The organism is Verruconatronum alginivorum (assembly GCF_056590205.1).
Genome location: NZ_JBWPVQ010000001.1, coordinates 5,455,648 through 5,476,408, shown reverse-complemented (window position 1 = coordinate 5,476,408; position 20,761 = coordinate 5,455,648). Strand labels below are relative to the sequence as shown.

Below are 20,761 nucleotides of genomic sequence, written 5' to 3'. Positions count from 1 at the left end.
CCTGGTAAAGCGATGAAATCCTGGCTTCTCGCGGCGATCTGTCTCTTCTTCGGGGTCTTCCTGATCTATCCACTGGTCGTCCTTCTCGGCGGGGCTTTCTTCGTCGAAACTGTCAACGGCGACGTAATCGAACGCCGACTTTCGCTCCAATATTTCTACCTCATTTTCGAAAACCCGTTTTACCGGGAGTGCTTCATCAACAGCCTGCTGATCGCGAGCTGGACCACCGTTTTCTGCCTCCTGATCGCGGTGCCGCTGGCCTTCCTTTTCCTCCGTTTCCAATTCCCGGGCAAAGTCATTCTGAGCACGCTCCTGTTGCTCCCCCTCATCCTTCCCCCATTCGTCGGAGCGATCGGCCTGAAGCAGCTTTTTTCCCGATTCGGCAGTCTAAACCTGCTCCTCGCCCATTTCGGTTTGATCGACATTCAGGATCCACCCGACTGGTTCGGAGCCGGCGGTTTTTACGGTATCATTTTATTGGAGACACTGCACCTTTATCCAATCATGTTCCTCAGCGTGCAAGCCGCGCTGGCCAATCTCGACCCGAGTATGCGGGAGGCGGCGATGAATCTCGGGGCGCGCAGCTTCAAAGTCTTCCGTAGCGTCACCCTGCCGCTCGCCATGCCCGGGGTTTTCGCCGGTTCCTCCATCGTTTTCGTCTCGGCCTTCACCGACCTCGGCGTGCCGCTGATCTTTGATTTCCAAACCACCGTGCCAACGCAGATTTTCAATCTGGTCACCCAGGCCGACAACCCGATCGGTTACGCCTTGGTCGTGCTGACCCTCCTGCTGGTCGCGTTTTTGTTTTTTCTCGGACGAAAACTCGGTGAGGGCAACTACGCCATGCTGGCACGAAGTTCCAGCCGCGATGACGCGGTAAAATTGCCGCCGCTCCTCTCCTGGGCAATCGTCGCCGGAATCCTCCTTTTCATCGGCATTTCAATTCTTCCGCATCTGTCGGTCATCGCCCAATCCTTCTCCGCCCGCTGGTTCATGACCATCCTGCCGTCGGAATGGACCGGTGAATTCTATGCCGAAGTTTTCACCCTCGATCTCACCTCGATCAGTATCCGGAATTCCCTGCTTTACGCGGTTTCGTCGGCTTTTCTCGACCTGATCCTCGGCTTGACCATCGCTTGGCTGTTGGCCCGCCACACCTTCAAAGGACGCGCGCTTCTCGACGTCTTCGCGATGCTGCCGCTCGCCCTGCCCGGTCTCGTGTTGGCGTTCGCCTATTTCGTCGCCTTCACCCGCCCGATCATCGATCCGGCCTGGATTGCAGCCGGATTGGGACTCTTCGGAATCGAAACCACTCCCGCAGCCATCACATGGGTAAACGAAAGCTTCATCCGCCTCTTCGATCCACGGGAGAATCCGATCATCCTGATCATCATCGCCTACTCGATCCATCGCCTTCCTTACATCGTTCGGGCGGCGTATGCCGGCTTCCAGCAATTGTCGGTTTCTCTGGAGGAAGTCTCGGCCAACCTCGGGGCCTCGCCGCGCCGAACCATGATCAAAGTCGTCCTGCCATTGATCAGTGCCAACCTGATCGCCGGCACGATCCTGACCTTCGCCTTCGCCATGCTCGACGTGAGCACCGGAATGATCCTCGCCCAAGAGGCGGATTATTTCCCCATCACCAAGGCAATTTACATGCTGATGGGCCGAATCACCCCGACGGCCCCGGCGGTGGCTTGCGCCCTCGGTGTATTGGCGATGATTTTGCTCGCGGTCTGTTTTTTTCTTGCCTCCAAACTTTTGGGACGAAAAATGGGACAACTTTTCAGAACATAAAACTTCCGATTATTCAGTAACCAAATTCCAACTACCCCTGCCCCATGCAAAAAAACCGTGCCGTCCGTGCGTCTCGTTCTGTTGCCGCGTTTTCCCTGATCGAACTTCTCGCCGTATTGGCGATCATCGCCATCCTGGTCACCGTCCTGGTTCCGGTAACGGCGAAAATCCGGGAGCAATCCAGGATGAGCCGTTGCGTGACAAACCTGCGCGAATGGGGCCTCGCCAACCTGCTTTACGCGGAGGACCACAACGACCTGATTCCCTGGGATGGCGGAACGGGAGCCCAACCGGACAACCTGGAGCTGCACGAAGGAACGCTCCCCTGGTTCAACGCATTGCCCCCCTACCTCGGCTCCCCGACGATTCAAGAATTGAATACATCGGGAAATCTCCCGCGATTCGGCGACTCGTCGATTTTCATCTGTCCATCCGCGCAAAGCCGGAGTTCGGCGGCGGAATGGCTTTGTTACGGTCCCAATTACCTCCTGAGCCTCCGCAGCAACCCCGGCATCCATCGGGTCTCCATCACCCGCCTGTCGATGATCCGCGAACCCAACCGCGTCCCATTATTCGCCGAAACGACCAACCACGCCTCCGATGACGGTTTCCAGGCGTTAAACGCGAACCCTAATTACCTGGCCCGGGCCAACCGCCACCAAGACCGGGCACCAGTGGTTTTCTTCGACGGACACGTGGAGACCTTCACCTCCGAAGAATTGGCCATTCAAGGCCGGGTCTGGGACAACCCCAATGCCCCCGTCCGCGTCCGCTGGAATCCAAAACACCAGTAACCGGCGAGCATTTGCGATCGCAATCCGGAATACCGGCGGCCCGGTATCCTACGTTCCATCATTTTGTCCCTCCATTGCATCCGCGCCCATCCGTGAAATCTGCGGTCCCTCATCTTCCGGCTCTCAATACTCGCAAAAACTGAAGACCGTGCCGTGCGAAGAAGGGACTCGGCAGGTGACGCTCACTCCGCCTTCGGGACGATTTTGCAGGCAAAGATCGGCTCCGATCAATCCGGCGCGATATTTCATCGTGCCCATCCCCATTCCCGAACGTCGCACCGACTCATCCGGCAACGAAAGCCCGTCGTTTTCGATAATCAACAAAAGCGAATCTTCGGCGCGGTCCATAATGATCCGGACTTCCGTCGGATCTCCGTGCTTGATTGCATTGTGGGTCGCCTCCTGGGCGATTCGGAACAGATGGCTGGCGACATTGCCGTCCTTGATTTCCACGGACACCCGTGACTCCAGAACGCACTTCCGCCCAAAGAGCCGACTGGTGGTGTCGGCGAATTCCTGCAAGGCGGAGCGGAAGCCGTCGACTCCTTCCACGTTCACCAGGTGAAAACCTTGCATCAACCCCCGAGTGGCGGAGAGCGCGTCCTTGAGAAAGTTGCCGATCGACTCCACTTCCCTCGACTCCGGCAGCATTTTCTTCTTCATCCGTCCGGCCAGGGTCTGCGTCATCAACGAGATTCCCAATAGATGCTGACACAATCCATCATGCAATTCCTGTCCGAGTTTGCGTTGCTCGCGATCGCTGATCTCCAACAACTCCTGCTCCAACCGGCGGCGCTCGGTGATATCGATCGACACGATCCCGAGGTAACGCCTCCCTTCGGAGATGATCGGAAAACGCAAAACGGTCCAGAAGGCGCTCTCGCCATCTTCGCCGACGACGGTCTCGACCACTTGAGTGGTCTCGTTTGACCGCAATGCCTCTTCATCCAACCGCCGAAAACGGACGGCCTGCTCTTCTGGAAAAATCTCCCGGTCTGTCGCGTTTCGCCAATTAAATCCCATTTGCTCGCACCAATCCGCGAAAGCCCGGTTTCCGTAGACAAACCGCCCTTCTTCGTCCTTCATGATCGCGACGATCGGACTGTTGTCCATAAACGCCCGGAACCGGGCCTCCGCCGCCTCCAAATCGATCGTGGCCAGCTTGCGTTCGGTCATATCCACCGTCACTCCCCGGATTCCCGTCGGGCGGCCGTTTTCATCGCGAACCACGCGCTTTCGGGATTCCGCCCAGACCGTTTTCCCCTCCCGGGTGATCCAACGAAACAACTCGGTTCCTCCTCCCTCTCCCGCCAGGAGCTTGCGCAGATTGGTCATTACCCGGGCCTGGTCTTCGGGATGAATCCGATCGCGCCAGAGTCTCGGCGCCGCGAGTAATTCTTCTTTGCTGTAGCCGATCAGGGTGCGAGCGAAGTCGCTCACGAACGCGGGGTAAAGTTCACCGGTCTCGGGCTCGATCCGCAGTTCCCAAACCATCATCGGAACCGTCTCGAGAATGTCCACCAGCCGTTGCTTTTGCCGGGCCAGTTGGACCGAAAGCCCCCGTTGGGCCTCCTCCGCGTACCGTCGTTCCACCGCCGCCGCGAGAATATGGGCCGCCGCCTCCAGGAAATGGGTGTCTTCCCGGGAAAAACGATGCACGCCTTTACTGTGCGCCCCCAAGATGCCGAAGGGATACCCTTTGCCCCGGATGACGACATTCGCGCTTGAAACGATCCCTTGGTCCGTGAGAACCCGGGGAAACTCGAAGCGCTGCTCCCCTTCCGTCCGTTCCACCACCACCGGCTGCCACGAGTTCAAAGTGCACCCCCCCAAGCTGCCACTCCCTCCCTCCAAAACGGTCTCCTCCGTCATCTCCGGTCCCACACCAAAACCGGCCCGGTAACCGAACTCCGCCTTGACCGGATCGTATTCGAACACCGTTACGACGGCGACGTCCAATCGTTTGGCCAACTCCTGCGCCGCTTTCGAAAATAAATCCGGCAGACTCGATTCCACCAGCGCCAACTGCCCCAACTCGGCCAACATTTCCTGACGGTAAGCCCGGTTTTTCAAGGTCCGCGCGGCCTTTCGGATTTCGGTGATATCCTCCGCCAGCCCGGCGATCCGGTATACTTTTCCGCCCTCGTCCCGCACCGGGAACGCCCGGTCCCGTATCCACCGGATCGATCCATCCGGACGAACCACCCGATACTCCTCGCAATAGGAATCTTCGGAGCTCTGGCGCGGCAGAGCTCGCACGACCCGCTCCCGGTCATCCCAATGGATTCCCTTCAAAAACGACTCCGGCTCTTCATAAAGAGTTTGGCACGGGCGTCCCCAAATCTCCTCGTAGGCCGGACTCACATAAAGCATTGCTTTCTTGTCAGGCGTGCTCATCCAAAAAACTTCCCGGATATGTTCCGCCATTTCCGAAAACAACTGGTCGGTCCGACGCTGGCTCGCCCGCGTTTGTTCGACTTCCGACAAGTCGAGCATGAAACAGCACACCCCTTGGCTGATTCCCCTGGAGAATGGTTCGCACGAAATGCGCACCGGTTTCCGGTTTCCTTTCTTGCATAAAACCGTCCCGGCGACGTTCTTCGGCAAATCCTTTTCACCCTTCGCCCCGAGGATTCGCTCCACCAGGCGTTGCTCGATCAAAACTTCCCGCAAGGAACGGCCCACATACTCGCTTCGCGGATATCCGGTCAAGTCCAGCTGGTGCCGATTCACTTCCTCAATGATGCCGTCAGCCGAGATACAGGTCATCGCCACCGCCGCCCGGTCGAACCAGTGGCGGAAATTCGCCGCGCTCGATAGCCACGCTTGTTCGATCCATGTCCGATCCCGGCGATCGGTTTCAAGTTCGAACCAGGCTCGGGCCGAAAAGGATCGCAATTGCTCCAGCTCCAACCGGAGGCGGACATTCTCCTCGCGGACTTGACGAAGCTCCCGCTCGGCCGGAGTCAACACGGGTGACACCGGCAAAGCCGGTCGAGGGCCCCGGATATTCGGCGCCGAAAATTGAAACGTGAGCTCTCCGGATTTCATCCGACCCTCCCTCGATTTCCGGCAGTGGACGACGCGGCAAGCAAAGCACTGCGGGAGGAGGGACAAGTTCGAATCGGTGATCCTGGTCGGACCGAAAGATAAAAAAATCGTCCGGGAACGGTTGAAAGCAAGGGTTGTGTGTTCATCTTGACTCTTCTGGGATTGGGTTGCAGGAAGGCGGGCATGGGTGACGCGTTGCGCCGATGGGAAATTTTCCTTTCTTTGTCCATAATACGATGCGACGGAGGGGCAATCAATCCGCTTTCACTCCGCGACTCCACGATCGCGACGTAAGGCAAAGCATCTGGGGGGAATCCCCTAATGAGCTTCGCGCCCCTCCTCGGTTCGGCATCGAAAAAGTAACAACCGCTTCCTTTTCAATGCTGACTTTTTAGTTCTTTACATCCATTGACCAGGGACCAATCCTTCGTCCGACAGCACTCTGTTTCAACCGATCCCTTACAAAAGATGACTATTCGAGCAGCATTAACGGGCTTCCTCACGGTAGCCTGCTCATCCGTTGCCTGCCTAGGACAAGTTCCTGCAATTCCACCGCCTGATGCTTTTCGTCCGCTGCCAAATATTGCTTCAGATACCCAAGGCGAGCCCCAAACCTTCAACGACCTCGTGGTTCGTTCCTTTTCGCCCGCTGGCCTCGAGCGCATCGACATCGCTTTAATTAATCTCCTGTCAGCTAAAGGGTTGCAAGGCTCAGAACATCTAAATATTGATGACGTCCTGCAGACGTTCGACCGTTGGGCACAGGTGGTGAAGAGGTCTGAAGAACAACGACGGTCCGGCTTCTTTCGGAATCCAGCACGTTATGATCACTCGCTGGCGAAATACAAGGCAGTCAATCTCGTCCTAACGCTAAAGGAGGAGATGAACATTAGCTACAACATGGATTTGATCGAATCGGGCGCCATGGCGGATATGCAGAGCACCCGTTTTTTCCGGAATTCCAGTGACATTTTTCTTCACGGGTTTGTCGAGAACGGCACAGGAAGCTGCTCGTCGCTTCCTGTGCTTATCGTGGCTATTGGGCGGCGTCTTGGATACCCTCTTTATCTGGTGCAGACGAAAGGCCACCTGTTTTGTCGGTGGGAGGATTCGAGTGAACGCTTTAACATTGAAGCCGCCAACATTGGCATGGATATTCACCCTGACTCGTATTATTACTCGTGGCCGTTTGCTACAACGGAAGAAGAAAGACGTCAGGAGAGCTTCTTGAAGTCGCTCACCCCTGCCGAAGAATTTGGTGTGTTTTCTTTACTCAGAGCCATGTGTCTTCAGGAACATGAGCGCTTTGACGAAGCGGAACAAGCCTATCAAGCAGCGATTCAAGCGTTCCCGCGATCACGTGTGAATCGGTTGCTTTTACAGGAACTAAGAAGGAGAAACTATTGATGAAGCGTATTGGAATTGTCATTACGGCAGTCGTCCTGTCAGCGCAGGGCGCTTTCGCCGTTTACAACCCGGAAACAGGCAGATGGTTGAATCGGGATCCGATTGAGGAACAGGGAGGAATCAATCTATACGGATTTGTCGGAAATGATCCGGTGAATACTTGGGACTATCTTGGTTTGGATTTCGTCGCGATTACGTCTCGACGCGTTCAAGGCATCCCGTTCTTCAATCCAGGTCATTATGCGCTATCTTTTTGGAGGGCCTGCGATGGTGCTGTTGAAGTTGGAAGAGAATATACAGTATCTCAATTGACTCAACAGAATCCTCAGATTCAGCGGGAAAGCGGAATTGAACTGCTGAGCGAGGGAGGGTGGCGCGCCACATGGAGAGACAACATGGGCGTTTGGCTTAACATATCAGTCATGGTATCGGTGATTCATCGGACGGATACCGGAACTGAGTTAATACCCATTTATCAAGGAAATGACGCTGAACAAGTTTGGAACCAGATTGTAAGCCTTGGAGAAAGCTATCGATTTGCGGAACCGCCAGGATTCAGTGGAGCATTCCAGAATTGGCCTAACTCACGGTATTTCTTGCCTACTGGTCAAGAACGACGAAATAACAGCAATGTATTTGCTCGAAATATCGTCAATCAGGCCGGCTTACCGATGCACGAAATTTCGACGAGATCACATCCTCCAGAGGGAGTGTCAGCACCTGTTGAGGTCGACAGGGCGCGTTATAGGGGGGTGCCATTTCCGTAGGCCGTTCAATGAAGAAGATCTTTCTTTTAGGTTTAATAGCATGTGTTCTCAGTGGCTGCCACTCGATGACTCACGAGTCGCGAATTTTGGGTACTTGGCAGACAGCCCCCCGTGAGACAGAGTGGGGACGCTTAACGGTTCAAATCGATATTTTCCCCCATGGGGGATTCGAATATCGAATGATTTTCTTCGCTAGCGACCCGAGTGAAACGGTGTTGAACTATTCGGGGCAATACAGACTCCTCGAAAGCGACGTAATTATGTTTGATATCGAAGATGAGGATATTAAGAATATGATTGGATCATTTCAGGCAGGCACTGGACAACTTGTGATCAAAAGCGACGACGAAACCTTAGTCTTTAATCGCCGCTGACGATGCGCCTATTGAGAAGGGCCGCGCCTCTGCCGTTGAATCGAAAACATTTGAGATTCAGGAGTGACATATGCGATTGCTACTTTTTAAAACTAAACCAGAAGAGTCGGTGGCTGTTAGCTGCCCACCAATAAAGGTGTGGCAACTCATTGTAGAGATTGCCGTTCTTGGCAGTGTAAGTTGGATTGTGGATTATTTTATGTTTTCACTCCTACCAGTAAGCATCGCAGTTATCGTTTTGACCGTAGCCGCCTTGACCTTTCCAGTCGCCAGAAAGACAATGATGTGGCAGACGCACTTTATTTGGGTTCTTGTTGCTTGGGGTTTTCTTACCCTTGTTTTCTGGGTACTCATCAACCGCCTCGGAAGAAGCGGGTTCGAATGGTTGCTCTAAGGCTCTATGTAAGCAATCCATCGCCGCCCGTCAGAGCGTCGACCGCCTCACTCAGTCGAAATCGCCATGGCGCTACGCGAAAAACAGATGGCTCGATTGCGGACTTGCAGAGCTATGGAGCCGATTTTAGATTCTTCCCTTTTGAGCCTGATTCTCCCGGCCAACGGATCCTCCAATCTCACATGAAACGCTCCACTCGCATTTCCATCATCGTCGCAACCGCCCTCGTGGCGGTGGTCGTCACCCTCTTTTTGTCCCCGATTCCCCAGCCGCAGGAATACCACGATTTCGCCGATCAACGGCAGTTCCTCGGGATCCCCAACTTCCTCGACGTCGTCTCCAATCTCCCCTTTCTCCTGGTCGGCGCTTGGGCGTTGATCCGTCTCCTCAAGCCCTCGGCCCCGCAGACCACCCCCGTCCGTCGGCCCTACTTCCTCGAACCGCGGGAAAAATGGCCTTGGATCGTCCTCTTCGCCGGAACGTTTTTGACCGGACTCGGATCGGGCTGGTACCACTGGGCGCCATCCGATGGAACACTGGTTTGGGACCGCCTCCCCATGACTTTGATCGCCATGTCCCTTTTGGCCGCGGTCCTCTCCGAAAGAATCGGAGTGCGGACCGGCTTGCGCTGGCTCCTTCCCCTGGTGATCCTCGGCGTCGCCAGCGTGGCTTACTGGATCTGGACCGAACACCGCGGAGCGGGAGATCTTCGTTTCTACGGATTGGTGCAATTCCTGCCGATGCTTTTGATTCCACTCCTGATCTTGTTTTTCCCTCCCCGCTACACCCGAACCGGCGGCTACTTCGCCGCCTTGGGCTGGTACTTGCTCGCCAAAATCGCCGAAACACTCGATGCCCAGATCTTCGCGATCGGACAACTCGTCAGCGGCCACACCCTCAAACACCTGTTGGCCGCCGCCGCCCTTTTCCAACTCTTCCGGATGATCGACCAACGTGACGTCGTTCCTCACCTGAGGCCGGTGGGCGAAGGCACCTCCGGAGCCCGGAAAACGAAGAAGCGGCGGTGAAGGTCCTCCTCGCATTCGACAAATTCAAAGGGAGCCTGACCGCCGCCGAAGCCTGCGATCGAGCTGCGGAAGCGATCCTCCAGCTCCTGCCGGACTGCGAGGTCGAAAAGCTCCCCTTGACCGATGGCGGCGAGGGATTCGCGGAACTGTTGACCCGGGCCGGGGGCGGAAAACTGCATCGCCGGACAGTGACCGGCCCCCGTGGAAGGCCGGTGGAGGCCGCCTTCGGTTTGGTTCCGGTCGATCGGCTTCCTGCAACGATCCCCGACCTACTCGCGATTGCCCGGACGGGTGAAATAGCCGTGGTTGAAATGGCCGAAGCGAGCGGAATGCAGCGACTCGCTCCCGACGAGCGGGATCCATGGCGGACAACCTCCCGCGGCACCGGCGAACTCCTGCTCTTCGCGTCCAGCGCACGCCCCACCGCCATTCTCCTCGGCGTCGGCGGCAGCGCCACCCACGATTTAGGCTTGGGCGCCCTCCAAGTCCTCGGCTTGAAGATCGAAGCTGAACCCAACCAAGCCGGCGAGCCCACCTTCGATCCGATCCCGGCCAACTGGAAAAAAATCAAACGGTTCACCGGAGAAACCACCCCCTCCCTCCCCCCTCTCCGAGTGGCTTCGGACGTCCAAAATCCGCTGCTCGGCCCCCGCGGAGCCGCTACGGTCTTCGCTCCCCAAAAAGGATTGCGAACCGACGAAATCGACCGACTGGAACAAGCGACAGAACGTGTCGCCCACCTGCTTTGCGATGCGTTCGGTCGGAACCACGACGTGTTGACCGAACCGGGAAGCGGTGCCGCCGGCGGGATCGCGGCCGGACTTCGGATCGCATGCGGCGCCACCGTCGTCGCCGGCTTCACCCTGGTCGCCACTTGGCTCGACCTCGACCGGAAGTTGCGCGAAGCCGATCTGGTCCTGACCGGAGAAGGGACGTTCGACGAAAGCTCACTCGAAGGGAAAGGACCGGGAGCCATTCTGCGGAAAGCGGTCGCGAACGGGAAAACCTGCCTCCTTTTCGGAGGGCGAATCACTGTTGATCCGACGAACCAAGCGGAGTTCCCCGACTGCCGGTTTCGGGAAATCACCCCGCGCGACCATCCCGTCGACCGGGCGATGAAAGAAGCGGGAACCCTCCTGGCGAAAGCGGTCCTCGAAGAAGTTACACGCCTCTCCGACGGAACAAAATCGGAAAAAAAGCTTTCTGACCCCTCATCATGAAACACGGATTGACACTCGAAGCTGAGGGTTTTCTGTGGTTGCAGGAAAGCACCGATCCGTGACTAGCGAAGAAAAAAGAATTCAAATGCTGCGCCACGCCCGCATCCGCCGGGTGAAGCAATTCCTCAAGTGGATGCCCCGCAAGGCTAACTTGGAGCGCTATCCGATTCTCAAATGGTTCGCCAAAGCCGCTCGGAAACGTCCTTATCTTTGGTCGTTCAAAGTCTCGAGTTGCACCCCGGCCTTTTATTTCGGTTCGTTGATCGCCTTCATGCCGCTGATGGGCGTCCAAATCATCCTCGCCTTGGCCGCCGCGATCTTTCTCCGAGCCAATCTCCCAATCACCATCGGCCTCCAGGCGATCAGCAATCCACTCACGATCACAGTTTTGTATCCGCTCAACTTTTTCATCGGCCGAAAAACGATGAACCTGTTTGGCATCGGCACCGAGCTCAACCACCTGATGAGCGGCATGAACGCGATGTTCCTCGGCGGAGTCATCCTTGGCCTCGCCGTCGGCGCGATCCTCGATTTGCTCTATCGCTTCACCGTACACGAAGCGGCGAAGTTGAACCTGGTTCGCCGAGCGGCGGCGGGCAAGGAGTCCGCCCCAGCAGAGACTGCCGACGACGAGCCGACCGACCCTTCCTCCTCCGAAGGGCGACAGACCGCCACCGAGAAATGACCTCCGCCTACCGAGGACGGATCGCCCCTTCACCGACCGGTCTGCTTCACCTCGGCCACGCCGCCACCTTTTGGACGGCGTTCAAGCGGGCCCGCCAAGCCGATGGTTGTTTGATCCTTCGCAATGAAGACCTCGACACCTCCCGTTGCCGCCCCGACTTCGTCGCAGCGATGTTCGAAGATCTCCGATGGTTCGGCATCGAGTGGCAGGAAGGTCCGGATCTCGGCGGCCCTTTCGCTCCCTACAGCCAAAGCGAACGCCGCGAACTCCACTTGGCCGGATGGCGGCGACTACGCGAAGAAGGGTTCATCTACCCCTGCGATTGTTCCCGCCGCGACATCCTCGAAGTCGCCGGTGCCCCCCACGCGGGCGACGAAGAACCCCTCTACCCCGGAACCTGCCGCTCGATTTCGAAACATGAACAGAGTGGGGACGTCGAGCGAGCCGGAGTCAGCTGGCGGTTCCGGGCACCCGAAAATCTCCTGGTCTCATTTGAAGACCTTAAACAAGGACGCCAAAGCTACATGGTCGGCCGCGATTTCGGCGACTTCGTGGTCTGGCGCAAGGACGACATGCCCGCCTACCAGTTGGCCGTGGTGCTCGACGACCACGCCATGGGGGTCACCGAAGTCGTCCGTGGAGCCGATCTACTCCTCTCAACCGCCCGGCAAATCCTGCTTTACCGCGCACTCGAATTGCCCGTGCCCGCTTTTTTCCACACACCTCTCGTCACTGACCCGGACGGCAACCGGCTGGCCAAACGGCACGCCGCCCTAAGTCTCCGCTCCCTCCGCCAAGAAGGTTTCTCGCCGGCCGAACTCAGAAAACGACACTTGGCCGGGATCCTGGAGTGAGTCGGTGAATCACTGCTTTTCGACTCGCCCCGCGAACCTTCCCCATGCGAAGGTTTCAATCAACCAGTTGTGGATTCCTTTGACGATTTTCCTCCCTTTCCATTGGTCACCGCCAGCAGCGAAGCCAGCTTCGCCGGTTTTGACGATCCCGACGGTTCGGCCGATTTCCCCGGTGGCCGGTTCAGCCAACATTTTCCGGTTGGGTCCCCTGAAGTCGCCCGCCTCGATTTCCTCTTCGCCTCCAATTCCGGCACCTGCAAACGGGAAATCCCTGCGAAAATCTTTCGCTGCGACTCGGCACGGGATTTTGGCGCGCATCTCGCTGGAACCCGTCCACTTGCCGAGACGACCCTGCACCTGATCGGTTCATCCCGGGAATGGGTCACGTGGAACACGAGTCTCACCGTCCTTTCCGGGATGAAAGTCGGCGGCTATCTGCGTGTCGAACTCGAACTTCCGCCCGGCGTCGCCTGGTTGGAAAACCGCATCGGCGACCCCGTTTTCCCCTCGGCCTTCGCCCCACCCGACCAGGCCTTGCATTTTTGCCGCCCGGTCCGCTCCCATTGCTTCCGGATTTCTCCGGCCCAACCCTGTTTTTGGGCCGCCAATGTCCTGCCGGAACTTCCCAATCGGAACCGCTTCACCGGAACCTGGCGGTCCGATCCCCAGGCCGGATTCCCCCAATGGATCGACTTCAGCTGGCGCGATCCCCTGCCGCTCGCGGAGCTTCGCCTCGATTTTCCCGATTCGCCGGAAAGACCGACCCAATACCGCATCCAAACCTTCGCCCACGCCAAAGAGACCGCGCGAATCCAATTCGACGCGAAATCCACGGTTGCCGCGGACCACGCATTCGCTCCTCCTGTCCCAGCCGACCGAATACGCCTGACGTTCTTCGATTCCCGCGGCGGGGCGTCCGTCGCCCTCGACCGAATCCGCCTGCGAAGCGCCGACCCCACCCATCGATAAATCTGGCACAAAAAAAACTCCCGGCCCCGTCCGACAGCGTCGAACGAAACCGGGAGTCCGTTTACGACTCTATAAAATCAATCTTCTCCCTGAAGATTGGCCACGACATTGAAATCCTCCAGAGTCGTGGTATCCCCGAAATCGCTGCTGCCAACCGCGACTTTCTTCAAAATCCGCCGCATGATTTTTCCGCTCCGGGTCTTTGGCAAACTGAGGGTGAACCGAATCACATCCGGCTTGGCGATCGGACCAATATCCTTCGCGACATGCGCCCGCAGACGTTCCTTCAATTCGTCGCTCGGCTTGGCGCTGCTCTTCAGCGTCACGAACGCCACCACCGAATTCCCCTTCACTTCGTCGGGTTTGCCGACCACCGCCGCTTCCGCGACAGCGGAATGCCCAACCAAAGCGCTTTCGATTTCGGCGGTGCCGAGACGGTGCCCCGAAACATTCAAGACGTCGTCGATCCGGCCGACGATCCAGAAGTAACCATCCTTATCCTCACGGCAGCCGTCACCGGTGAAATAATACCCCGGATACTCGCTCCAGTAGGTTTCCTTGAACCGCTTGTCGTTCCCGTAAAGGGTGCGCAACATCGAGGGCCACGGCTTTTTGATGATCAATTTCCCGCTCTCCCCCTTCTTCACCTTTTTCCCCTTTTCATCGACCACTTCCGGCACGATTCCGAAGAACGGCAAAGTCCCCGAACCGGGCTTGGTCGGAGTGATGCCCGGCAAAGGGGTGATCATGATCGCCCCGGTTTCGGTTTGCCACCAGGTGTCGACGATCGGACAGCGCTCGCCTCCGATCACGCGGTGATACCACATCCAAGCCTCCGGATTGATCGGTTCGCCCACGCTGCCGAGCAAACGGAGGGAACTCAAATCGTGCTTCTTCGGAAAATCCTCGCCAGCCCGCATGAACGAACGGATCGCCGTCGGCGCGGTGTAGAAAATGGATACGCGATGTTGTTCGATGATCGACCAAAACCGATCCCAATCCGGATAAGCCGGAGCGCCTTCATACATCACCGTGGTGGCCCCGTTGCTCAAAATGCCGTAGACGACATAACTGTGGCCCGTGATCCAACCGACGTCGGCACTGCACCAGTAAGTATCCTGCTCCTTGAGATCGAAGACATACTTAGAAGTCATCGTGGTGCCCAACAGGTAACCGGCCGAAGTGTGCAAAACCCCCTTCGGCTTGCCGGTGCTTCCGCTCGTATAAAGAATGAAAAGCGGAGCCTCGGAATCGAACGCCTTCGCCTGGTGCCGCGGACTGGCATCGGCCATCAAATCATGATACCAGAGATCCCGTTCCTTTTTCATCGTGATCCGGTTCCCGACCCGTTTCACCACGATGACATTGGAAACCGACGGAGTGTTCTTCACCGCCGCGTCGACATTCTTCTTCAGAGGAACGACTTTGCCCCGGCGATGGCTGCCATCGGCCGTGATCACCAGCTTCGCCTTGCAATCGTTCACCCGCTCCTGGATGGCCGCCGAGCTGAATCCACCGAAAATCACCGTATGCACCGCGCCAATACGAGCGCAGGCCAACATCGCCACCGCCGCTTCCGGCACCATCGGCAAATAAATCGCCACGCGATCCCCCTTCCGAATCCCCAGCCCCTGCAAAACATTGGAGAACTTGCAAACCTCCCGGTGAAGTTGCTTGTAGGTCAACGTCCGGACATCGCCCGGCTCTCCCTCGAAAATGATCGCCGCCTTATTTTCCCGGACTGTTCCGAGATGGCGGTCCAGGCAATTCTCGGCCACATTCAACTGCCCCCCGGTGAACCATTTGGCATGAGGCGCCTTCCAGTTCAAAACCTTCTTCCAGGGCCGCCGCCAAACCAGCAAATCTTTTGCTTGCTTTGCCCAGAATTGTTCTGGAGAATCCACGGATTGACGGTAGAGTTTCTTGTATTCAGCCATACTCTTGATATTGGCTTGCTTTTGAAACTCGGGAAGCGGTTTGAAGACCCGCACATCATGGCTATCGGAAGTTTTTTTACTTTCGTTCACGTTTTGAATAAGGGTTTGAGTTCGTATAGATCGGGAGATTAAACCATCCCGTACCCCGCTCCCCGTCAAGGCAATTTGTTAAACGTATGAACAAACCGAACACTCAAAATGATATCTCCGTGGAAGGTATCCTCGAAATCCAAGCGAACCGCTCGGGGCACCTCCTCGACCCCTCGCGCCACGGCAAATCGCGCAATACCGATCCCTTCGTCCCCAAAGAACTGGTCCGCCGGTTCAAACTCCGCCGCGGCAGTTACATCAAAGCCACCGCCTCCGACAGCAAAAACGCCCCGACCGTCCGCTTCATCGAAACCGCCGACGGACTCGCCCCCGAAGAACGCCGCCGCAATCCCGACTTCACTTCCCTTACCACCATCACCCCGGACGAATGGCTCCGCCTCGAAACTTCCGATGGCAAAATGACGGTCCGCGCGATGGATTTGTTTTGTCCGATCGGCAAAGGCCAGCGCGGTCTGATCGTCGCGCCTCCCCGCACCGGCAAGACCACCCTTCTCCGCGACATCGCCTTGGGTATCCTCGAAAACCATCCGTCCTGTCACGTCATGATGGTGCTGATCGACGAACGTCCGGAAGAGGTGACCGACATCAAACGCTCGGTCCCCGCCGAACTGTTCGCCTCCTCCAACGACGAACCAATCCAACATCACATCCAGATCGCCGACCTCGCTATCGAACGAGCCAAACGCCAGGTCGAAGTCGGCAAGGATGTCGTCATTCTCCTCGACTCGCTCACCCGTCTCGCCCGCGCCCACAACTCCGGCAAAGGAGGCGGCGGCCGGACGATGACCGGCGGCCTCGACATCCGAGCCTTGGAAAAACCGCGTCAACTCTTCTCCGCCGCCCGCAACACCGAAGAAGCGGGCAGCCTCACCATCATCGCCTCGGCGTTGATCGAAACCGGCAGCCGGATGGACGACCTGATTTTCCAGGAGTTCAAGGGAACCGGTAACATGGAAATGGTCCTCGACCGGAAAATCGCCGAAATGCGAATCTGGCCGGCGATGAACATCGCTTCCTCCGGGACTCGACGCGAAGAACTGCTCCTGAGCGAAGACGCCTTGGAAAAAATCCACTTTTTCCGGCGCGCCCTCGCCCCGTTGAAACCCCAGGAAGCCGCCGAAACCATGTTGTCCCGCCTTGGAAAAACCAAGGACAACGACGAATTCCTCAAACTCCTCGGCCGATAATCGGCCGGCGTAACTCACGGTCGAGGCAGGAACACAACCTCACCGCCGGATTCTAAAAAAACTAATCCGATCCCGGAGGAGTGAACCACGCTTTCGCGGTTCAAACACCCCTCCCGATCGGATTTTTGTTTCCACATGGCGATCCCATAAACGGATCGCCCCTCGAAGCCGTTCAATCTTCCGGCCGCCGGAAATAAAGCATTTCAGCCGAGGTATTCGAATCGTAATATCGGCCGTTGTCCCAATCCGTGTCGAAATCGTTGACCCGACGCTTGCCGCTCAGCAATTGGATTTCCTCCAAGACATCCTCATCTCGGAATTCAACCACCACATCCGCATCATAGTCGTTCTCTTCCCGCAGTTCTTTCACAAACTGCCATGCCTTGGGGGTGAGCTTCCGTTGTTTCTTCCGTGTGTCTTGGTAGGCTTTTCTGATCAGTTTCAAACGGTTCTTTTTGTCCATAGAATCAGTGTTCGTATTATTTAGGCTTTGTATCCGGTCACTGCCCCATCCTCGGGAAGGGCTCCGAACTTTAACGCCGGAAAAAGTAGCACATCCCCGGCCACCCAAACAACTGGGTCTGCCCCTAACCATCTGTGAGCCTTTCCCTTAGGGGGCGTAAATAATCCCGAAACACCCCGGCGCCACGCCTCCTCCGAGACCGCATTCACGCAGGCTCAAGAGTGGTTTGCCGATCATATTCGACGCCAGATCTGCCATTGTTCCATGCCTTCGAAAAACTTCAGAGGACGACAACTGGGACGGGAAACGATGCGTTCGAACCGCCCGCGAAAAAGGTCCTCCCCCGTTTTTGGATCGAGTGGATAAGGCGGCGGGTCCGCTTCCTCTCCATATAGAAAATACCCGGCCAACAACCCCGACGGTTTCAACAAACCAACCATTCGCTCCACATAATCCCCCCACATCGATGGCGACAGCGCGCACAGAAAGGTCCGCTCATAAACCACGTCGAACCACCCCTCCTCAAATGGATGACTGAAAAAATCGCCGCGAATCGCCCGATCACCGCCGGATTCCTCCTTTCGCGCAAGCCGGATCGCTTCCTCGCTCAAATCGATGCCGATCGCTTCCTGGCCCCGATTTAATGCCGCCCGCAAATCGTGTCCGCTTCCGCACCCTGGGATCAGAATCCTCCGTCCAGTCGGGAGAGTCTCTAAGAACTCCCCCCATTCCGGAGGAGTCCCTCCGTAGTCCCATGGGGTCTTCCCCGCCCGGTAACGTTCATCCCAAAACTCCGAATCGCGCTCCGTCATCTCCGCCATGATCCCATCCTCAATCAAAGAGTCGTCGATTCTCGCGCGAACTCAATCCCAGTCCGGCGGGGGCCACTCCCGGTGTTCCCGTTTCACGATTCGGTAGCGCGAATCCGGCGGATGATGTGGAGCCACCGCGACCACCCCCGCCCACTCGCCGCAATCGTCATAACGGACTTCAATGACGAACCGTTGTCGATCGGCCCCGATCACCGTCACCTCCCACGACCATCCCTCTTGCCCGTATTCCGCGTCGAGGAATTCCCGCAAGGCAGAGCCGTGAACCGCTTCGTAAGCTCCCGGTCCGTATTTGCGGGCGTAACGCCATCGTCGTATCCAATCGACAATGACGCCCACCACCGAAAAGGACAAATCCGCATAATCCAACGACACCCCGGGAATCTTCACCGGAAACATTCTGGAAGCACGCTTCCCGCGAAGCAAGACCAGCTTGCCGCCGGAGGAACCGAGCGGTCCCCGCCGCCCATGGCCGATCAACCGCCCACCCGAAGGCCGCTTTTCCAGCCTCTCCGCCTTGAACCGGCGTCCGGCCGCGTCCGGTCTCGTTCCTTCAATTTGCGACGAATTTGCCCGAGGGCGATATTTTGCAACTGACGGATCCGCTCCCGGGTAAGTCCGAATTTTTGACCGATTTCTTCCAAGGTCTGGGGCGAACCATCATCCAGGCCGAACCGCAACCGAAGGATTTCCGCTTCCCTTCCATCCAATTCATCGAGCGATTTTCGGATGTCGGCCTTCAGGCTCTTTCCCGCATATTCTTCCGCCGGCGTCGGAGCGTTTTCATCGCCGATCAAATCCCCAATCGTGGAAAGCCCGTCCTCGCCCGCCGGGGCGTCCAGCGAAGCGGGTTGACTGCTGACATTCTTCAAATGGGCAACCTTTCCGGCCGAAAGGTCGACCCGCCTCGCGACTTCCTCTTCCGGCGGCTCATGGCCCAGACGTTGCCGGAGTCGATCCGACGCTTTCCGGATTTGATTCAGCTTCTCCGTCACGTGAACCGGCAAACGGATCGTTTTGCTCTGATTCGCCAGCGCCCGCTGGATACGTTGTTTAATCCACCATGAAGCGTAGGTGCTGAGCTTCCCCCCTTTTTCCGGATCGAAGCGTTCCACGGCTTTCATCAACCCGACGTTCCCTTCGCTGATCAAATCGGCCAACGGAAGGCCGAAGTGCTTGTAATCGTGCGCGATTTTAACCACCAATCTCAAATTGGCCCGAATCATCAAATCACGGGCACTGCTGTCTCCCCGACGGATTTTATCCGCCAGTTCCCGCTCTTGACGCCGGCTGAGTAAAGGAACCTTGCGCACTTCCCGGAAGTAAAGATCAAGCAGATCCCAATCTCCCGGCGTCGCTCGCCCGGTTTCCCGGTTTCCTCCGGCCCCCTGTTCGGATTTCTTATGTGGCCGATCCGACATATCGTCTCCTTTCTGTTGAGTTCGCTGAAACGAACCAGTTTGATATATCCGAATAAAGGATACCAGACTCGCCCCACCACGTCTCTAGGGGAACCCCCTATTCACCCACCAGCCGCTGTTCGCCCGGGAATCACCGTCTCTTGTCGTATCCTCCATTTCCTGTTATTGGTGTATACGATGTCCGAAACAACCACCACCACCCAGGGCCGTCCGCTCCAACCGCAATTCGCCCGCCTCACCAACGAATGGGAACCCAACCGTTTCTCCACCCTCGATCCCGACGCCGCCGTCGATTTGATCGATAATCTGTCGGATCGGATCCTGCAGGACGCCCTCCGGGAACGGGCCACCGACATCCATTTCGATTCCGGAGTCGAGGGTGTTTTCCTCCGGTTCCGCATCGACGGAAAACTCCACGACACGCGGGTATTCAGCCCCGACCTGGGAGCCCGGCTCATCGGTCATTTCAAAACGTTGGGACGAATCGATCCGATCCCTTTGACCGGACCCGCCGACGGACGGGTCACGCTCACGGTCGGAGAGAGCCAGTTGAATCTCCGCATCTCGTGCGTTCCGGCGCTTGCCGGGGAGAAAATGTCGATCCGGATGCTCGACCCCGCGACGGTCGTGCTGCGGCTTTCCGATCTTGGAATGAGAGGCGAGCAACGAACGGCCATCGAAGAATGGCTTCGCGAAATGCCGGGCATGTTGCTCGTGGTCGGCGCCACCGGTAGCGGCAAAACCACCACTCTCTACTCGTTGCTGCACGAATTGAAACTGATGAGTCACAACGTGGTCACGGTGGAGGATCCGGTGGAATACTTGATCGACGGGATCACCCAGATGCAGGTCAGCGAAAAGCCACCTTTCCCCTTTCATACCGGAGTCAAAGCGATGCTCCGCCTCGATCCCGACTTCATGCTCATCGGCGAAACCCGCGATCCCGAGTCGGCGGAAGCCGCTTTCGACGCAGCCACTTCCGGAAAAACCGTCCTCAGCACCCTCCATAGCCGCGACACCGCAGGCGTCCTCACCAGCCTCCGGAGCCTCAGCTTACCCAACACCCGGATCGCCCCCGTTCTCGAATTGGTTGTCGCTCAACGCCTCGTTCGAAAGCTTTGCGAGCAATGTTGAAAACAAGAAAAGCCAACCGAATTCGAGCAGAAATGGCTCGCGGCCTCCGGGATTCAAGTACCCGACAGCCTCTGGCACGCCGTGGGATGCGACGCTTGCCGCCAAACGGGCTACGTCGGACGCACCGGCCTTTTCGAAGTCTGGCGGGTCGACAGCGACTTCAAACAGATGATCCTGGAAAACATCACCGAACGCGATCTCCGCCGCGCCTTGCACGAACGCGGGATCGGCCCCCTCGACCACGAAGGAGTCAAAAAGGCCGTCGAAGGACTGACCAGCGTCGAAGAACTGATCCGCGGACCTGTCAACGTCGAATGAACCCGGATCCGACGCTTGAA

Annotated in this window: 18 protein-coding genes and 1 pseudogene; 13 read left to right on the top strand and 6 right to left on the bottom strand. The window is 57.3% G+C overall.

Annotation, left to right across the window (positions count from 1 at the left end):
• Window positions 1–12 precede the first annotated feature (12 nt).
• Together ACWUI2_RS20115 and ACWUI2_RS20110 are read left to right on the top strand one after the other, a co-directional pair.
• On the top strand, window positions 13–1,797 hold the full coding sequence (locus tag ACWUI2_RS20115; RefSeq protein ID WP_486984634.1) for an ABC transporter permease: 1,785 nt from the start codon (window positions 13–15) through the stop codon (window positions 1,795–1,797).
• Between the two features lie 44 nt (window positions 1,798–1,841).
• Window positions 1,842–2,591 carry a prepilin-type N-terminal cleavage/methylation domain-containing protein gene (locus tag ACWUI2_RS20110; RefSeq protein WP_486984633.1) on the top strand — a complete coding sequence of 250 codons (750 nt, stop codon included), beginning with the start codon at window positions 1,842–1,844 and terminating at the stop codon, window positions 2,589–2,591.
• Between the two features lie 123 nt (window positions 2,592–2,714).
• On the opposite strand, the gene ACWUI2_RS20105 is transcribed toward ACWUI2_RS20110, so the two are convergent.
• Window positions 2,715–5,642: a PAS domain S-box protein gene (locus tag ACWUI2_RS20105; RefSeq protein WP_486984632.1), complete on the bottom strand. Its 2,928-nt coding sequence runs from the start codon at window positions 5,640–5,642 to the stop codon at window positions 2,715–2,717.
• Between the two features lie 468 nt (window positions 5,643–6,110).
• Between ACWUI2_RS20105 and ACWUI2_RS20100 the strand changes: the two genes are divergently transcribed.
• The 9 genes from ACWUI2_RS20100 to ACWUI2_RS20060 all read left to right on the top strand — a co-directional run bounded on the left by ACWUI2_RS20100 (window position 6,111) and on the right by ACWUI2_RS20060 (window position 13,340).
• Window positions 6,111–7,049, top strand: a complete 939-nt coding sequence (locus tag ACWUI2_RS20100; protein WP_486984631.1) for a hypothetical protein — start codon at window positions 6,111–6,113, stop codon at window positions 7,047–7,049.
• Entirely contained in the window at window positions 7,049–7,816 is a 768-nt protein-coding gene (locus ACWUI2_RS20095) for an RHS repeat-associated core domain-containing protein (protein ID WP_486984630.1), read from the top strand. The genes ACWUI2_RS20100 and ACWUI2_RS20095 overlap by 1 nt, the downstream gene beginning before the upstream one ends.
• Window positions 7,817–7,824: 8 nt before the next feature.
• Window positions 7,825–8,190 (top strand): hypothetical protein, encoded by a 366-nt coding sequence (locus ACWUI2_RS20090; RefSeq protein ID WP_486984629.1) that lies wholly within the window; start codon window positions 7,825–7,827, stop codon window positions 8,188–8,190.
• Between the two features lie 70 nt (window positions 8,191–8,260).
• Window positions 8,261–8,584, top strand: a complete 324-nt coding sequence (locus ACWUI2_RS20085; RefSeq protein WP_486984628.1) for a hypothetical protein — start codon at window positions 8,261–8,263, stop codon at window positions 8,582–8,584.
• A gap of 182 nt (window positions 8,585–8,766) precedes the next feature.
• On the top strand, window positions 8,767–9,612 hold the full coding sequence (locus tag ACWUI2_RS20080) for an alkaline phytoceramidase (RefSeq protein ID WP_486984627.1): 846 nt from the start codon (window positions 8,767–8,769) through the stop codon (window positions 9,610–9,612).
• Window positions 9,609–10,832 (top strand): glycerate kinase family protein, encoded by a 1,224-nt coding sequence (locus tag ACWUI2_RS20075; RefSeq protein ID WP_486984626.1) that lies wholly within the window; start codon window positions 9,609–9,611, stop codon window positions 10,830–10,832. Before ACWUI2_RS20080 ends, ACWUI2_RS20075 begins: the two co-directional genes overlap by 4 nt.
• 58 nt (window positions 10,833–10,890) lie before the next feature.
• Window positions 10,891–11,517 (top strand): DUF2062 domain-containing protein, encoded by a 627-nt coding sequence (locus ACWUI2_RS20070; protein ID WP_486984625.1) that lies wholly within the window; start codon window positions 10,891–10,893, stop codon window positions 11,515–11,517.
• Window positions 11,514–12,371 carry a tRNA glutamyl-Q(34) synthetase GluQRS gene (gene gluQRS, locus ACWUI2_RS20065; RefSeq protein ID WP_486984624.1) on the top strand — a complete coding sequence of 286 codons (858 nt, stop codon included), beginning with the start codon at window positions 11,514–11,516 and terminating at the stop codon, window positions 12,369–12,371. Before ACWUI2_RS20070 ends, gluQRS begins: the two co-directional genes overlap by 4 nt.
• A 69-nt stretch (window positions 12,372–12,440) precedes the next feature.
• Window positions 12,441–13,340, top strand: coding sequence for a hypothetical protein (locus ACWUI2_RS20060; RefSeq protein WP_486984623.1), 900 nt, complete (start codon window positions 12,441–12,443; stop codon window positions 13,338–13,340).
• 77 nt (window positions 13,341–13,417) lie between these two features.
• On the opposite strand, the gene acs is transcribed toward ACWUI2_RS20060, so the two are convergent.
• Window positions 13,418–15,367 carry an acetate--CoA ligase gene (acs, locus tag ACWUI2_RS20055; RefSeq protein WP_486984622.1) on the bottom strand — a complete coding sequence of 650 codons (1,950 nt, stop codon included), beginning with the start codon at window positions 15,365–15,367 and terminating at the stop codon, window positions 13,418–13,420.
• A gap of 86 nt (window positions 15,368–15,453) precedes the next feature.
• Here acs and rho point away from each other — a divergent pair, with 86 nt between their 5' ends.
• Complete coding sequence (gene rho, locus ACWUI2_RS20050) at window positions 15,454–16,575, top strand: transcription termination factor Rho (RefSeq protein ID WP_486984621.1); 1,122 nt, start codon at window positions 15,454–15,456, stop codon at window positions 16,573–16,575.
• Between the two features lie 172 nt (window positions 16,576–16,747).
• Here the strand turns inward: rho and ACWUI2_RS20045 are convergent, their stop codons facing one another.
• From ACWUI2_RS20045 to ACWUI2_RS20030, 4 genes are all read right to left on the bottom strand, one after another.
• Window positions 16,748–17,038, bottom strand: a complete 291-nt coding sequence (locus ACWUI2_RS20045; RefSeq protein WP_486984620.1) for a hypothetical protein — start codon at window positions 17,036–17,038, stop codon at window positions 16,748–16,750.
• A gap of 233 nt (window positions 17,039–17,271) precedes the next feature.
• Window positions 17,272–17,859: a methyltransferase domain-containing protein gene (locus tag ACWUI2_RS20040; protein ID WP_486984619.1), complete on the bottom strand. Its 588-nt coding sequence runs from the start codon at window positions 17,857–17,859 to the stop codon at window positions 17,272–17,274.
• 42 nt (window positions 17,860–17,901) lie between these two features.
• A complete protein-coding gene (locus tag ACWUI2_RS20035) occupies window positions 17,902–18,258 on the bottom strand; it encodes a hypothetical protein (protein WP_486984618.1) in 357 nt (118 codons plus the stop codon).
• A gap of 86 nt (window positions 18,259–18,344) precedes the next feature.
• Entirely contained in the window at window positions 18,345–19,289 is a 945-nt protein-coding gene (locus ACWUI2_RS20030) for a sigma-70 family RNA polymerase sigma factor (protein WP_486984617.1), read from the bottom strand.
• Here ACWUI2_RS20030 and ACWUI2_RS20025 point away from each other — a divergent pair.
• Window positions 19,272–20,741 (top strand): annotated as a pseudogene (locus ACWUI2_RS20025) (GspE/PulE family protein). The gene ACWUI2_RS20030 and the pseudogene ACWUI2_RS20025 overlap by 18 nt on opposite strands.
• Window positions 20,742–20,761 lie beyond the last annotated feature (20 nt).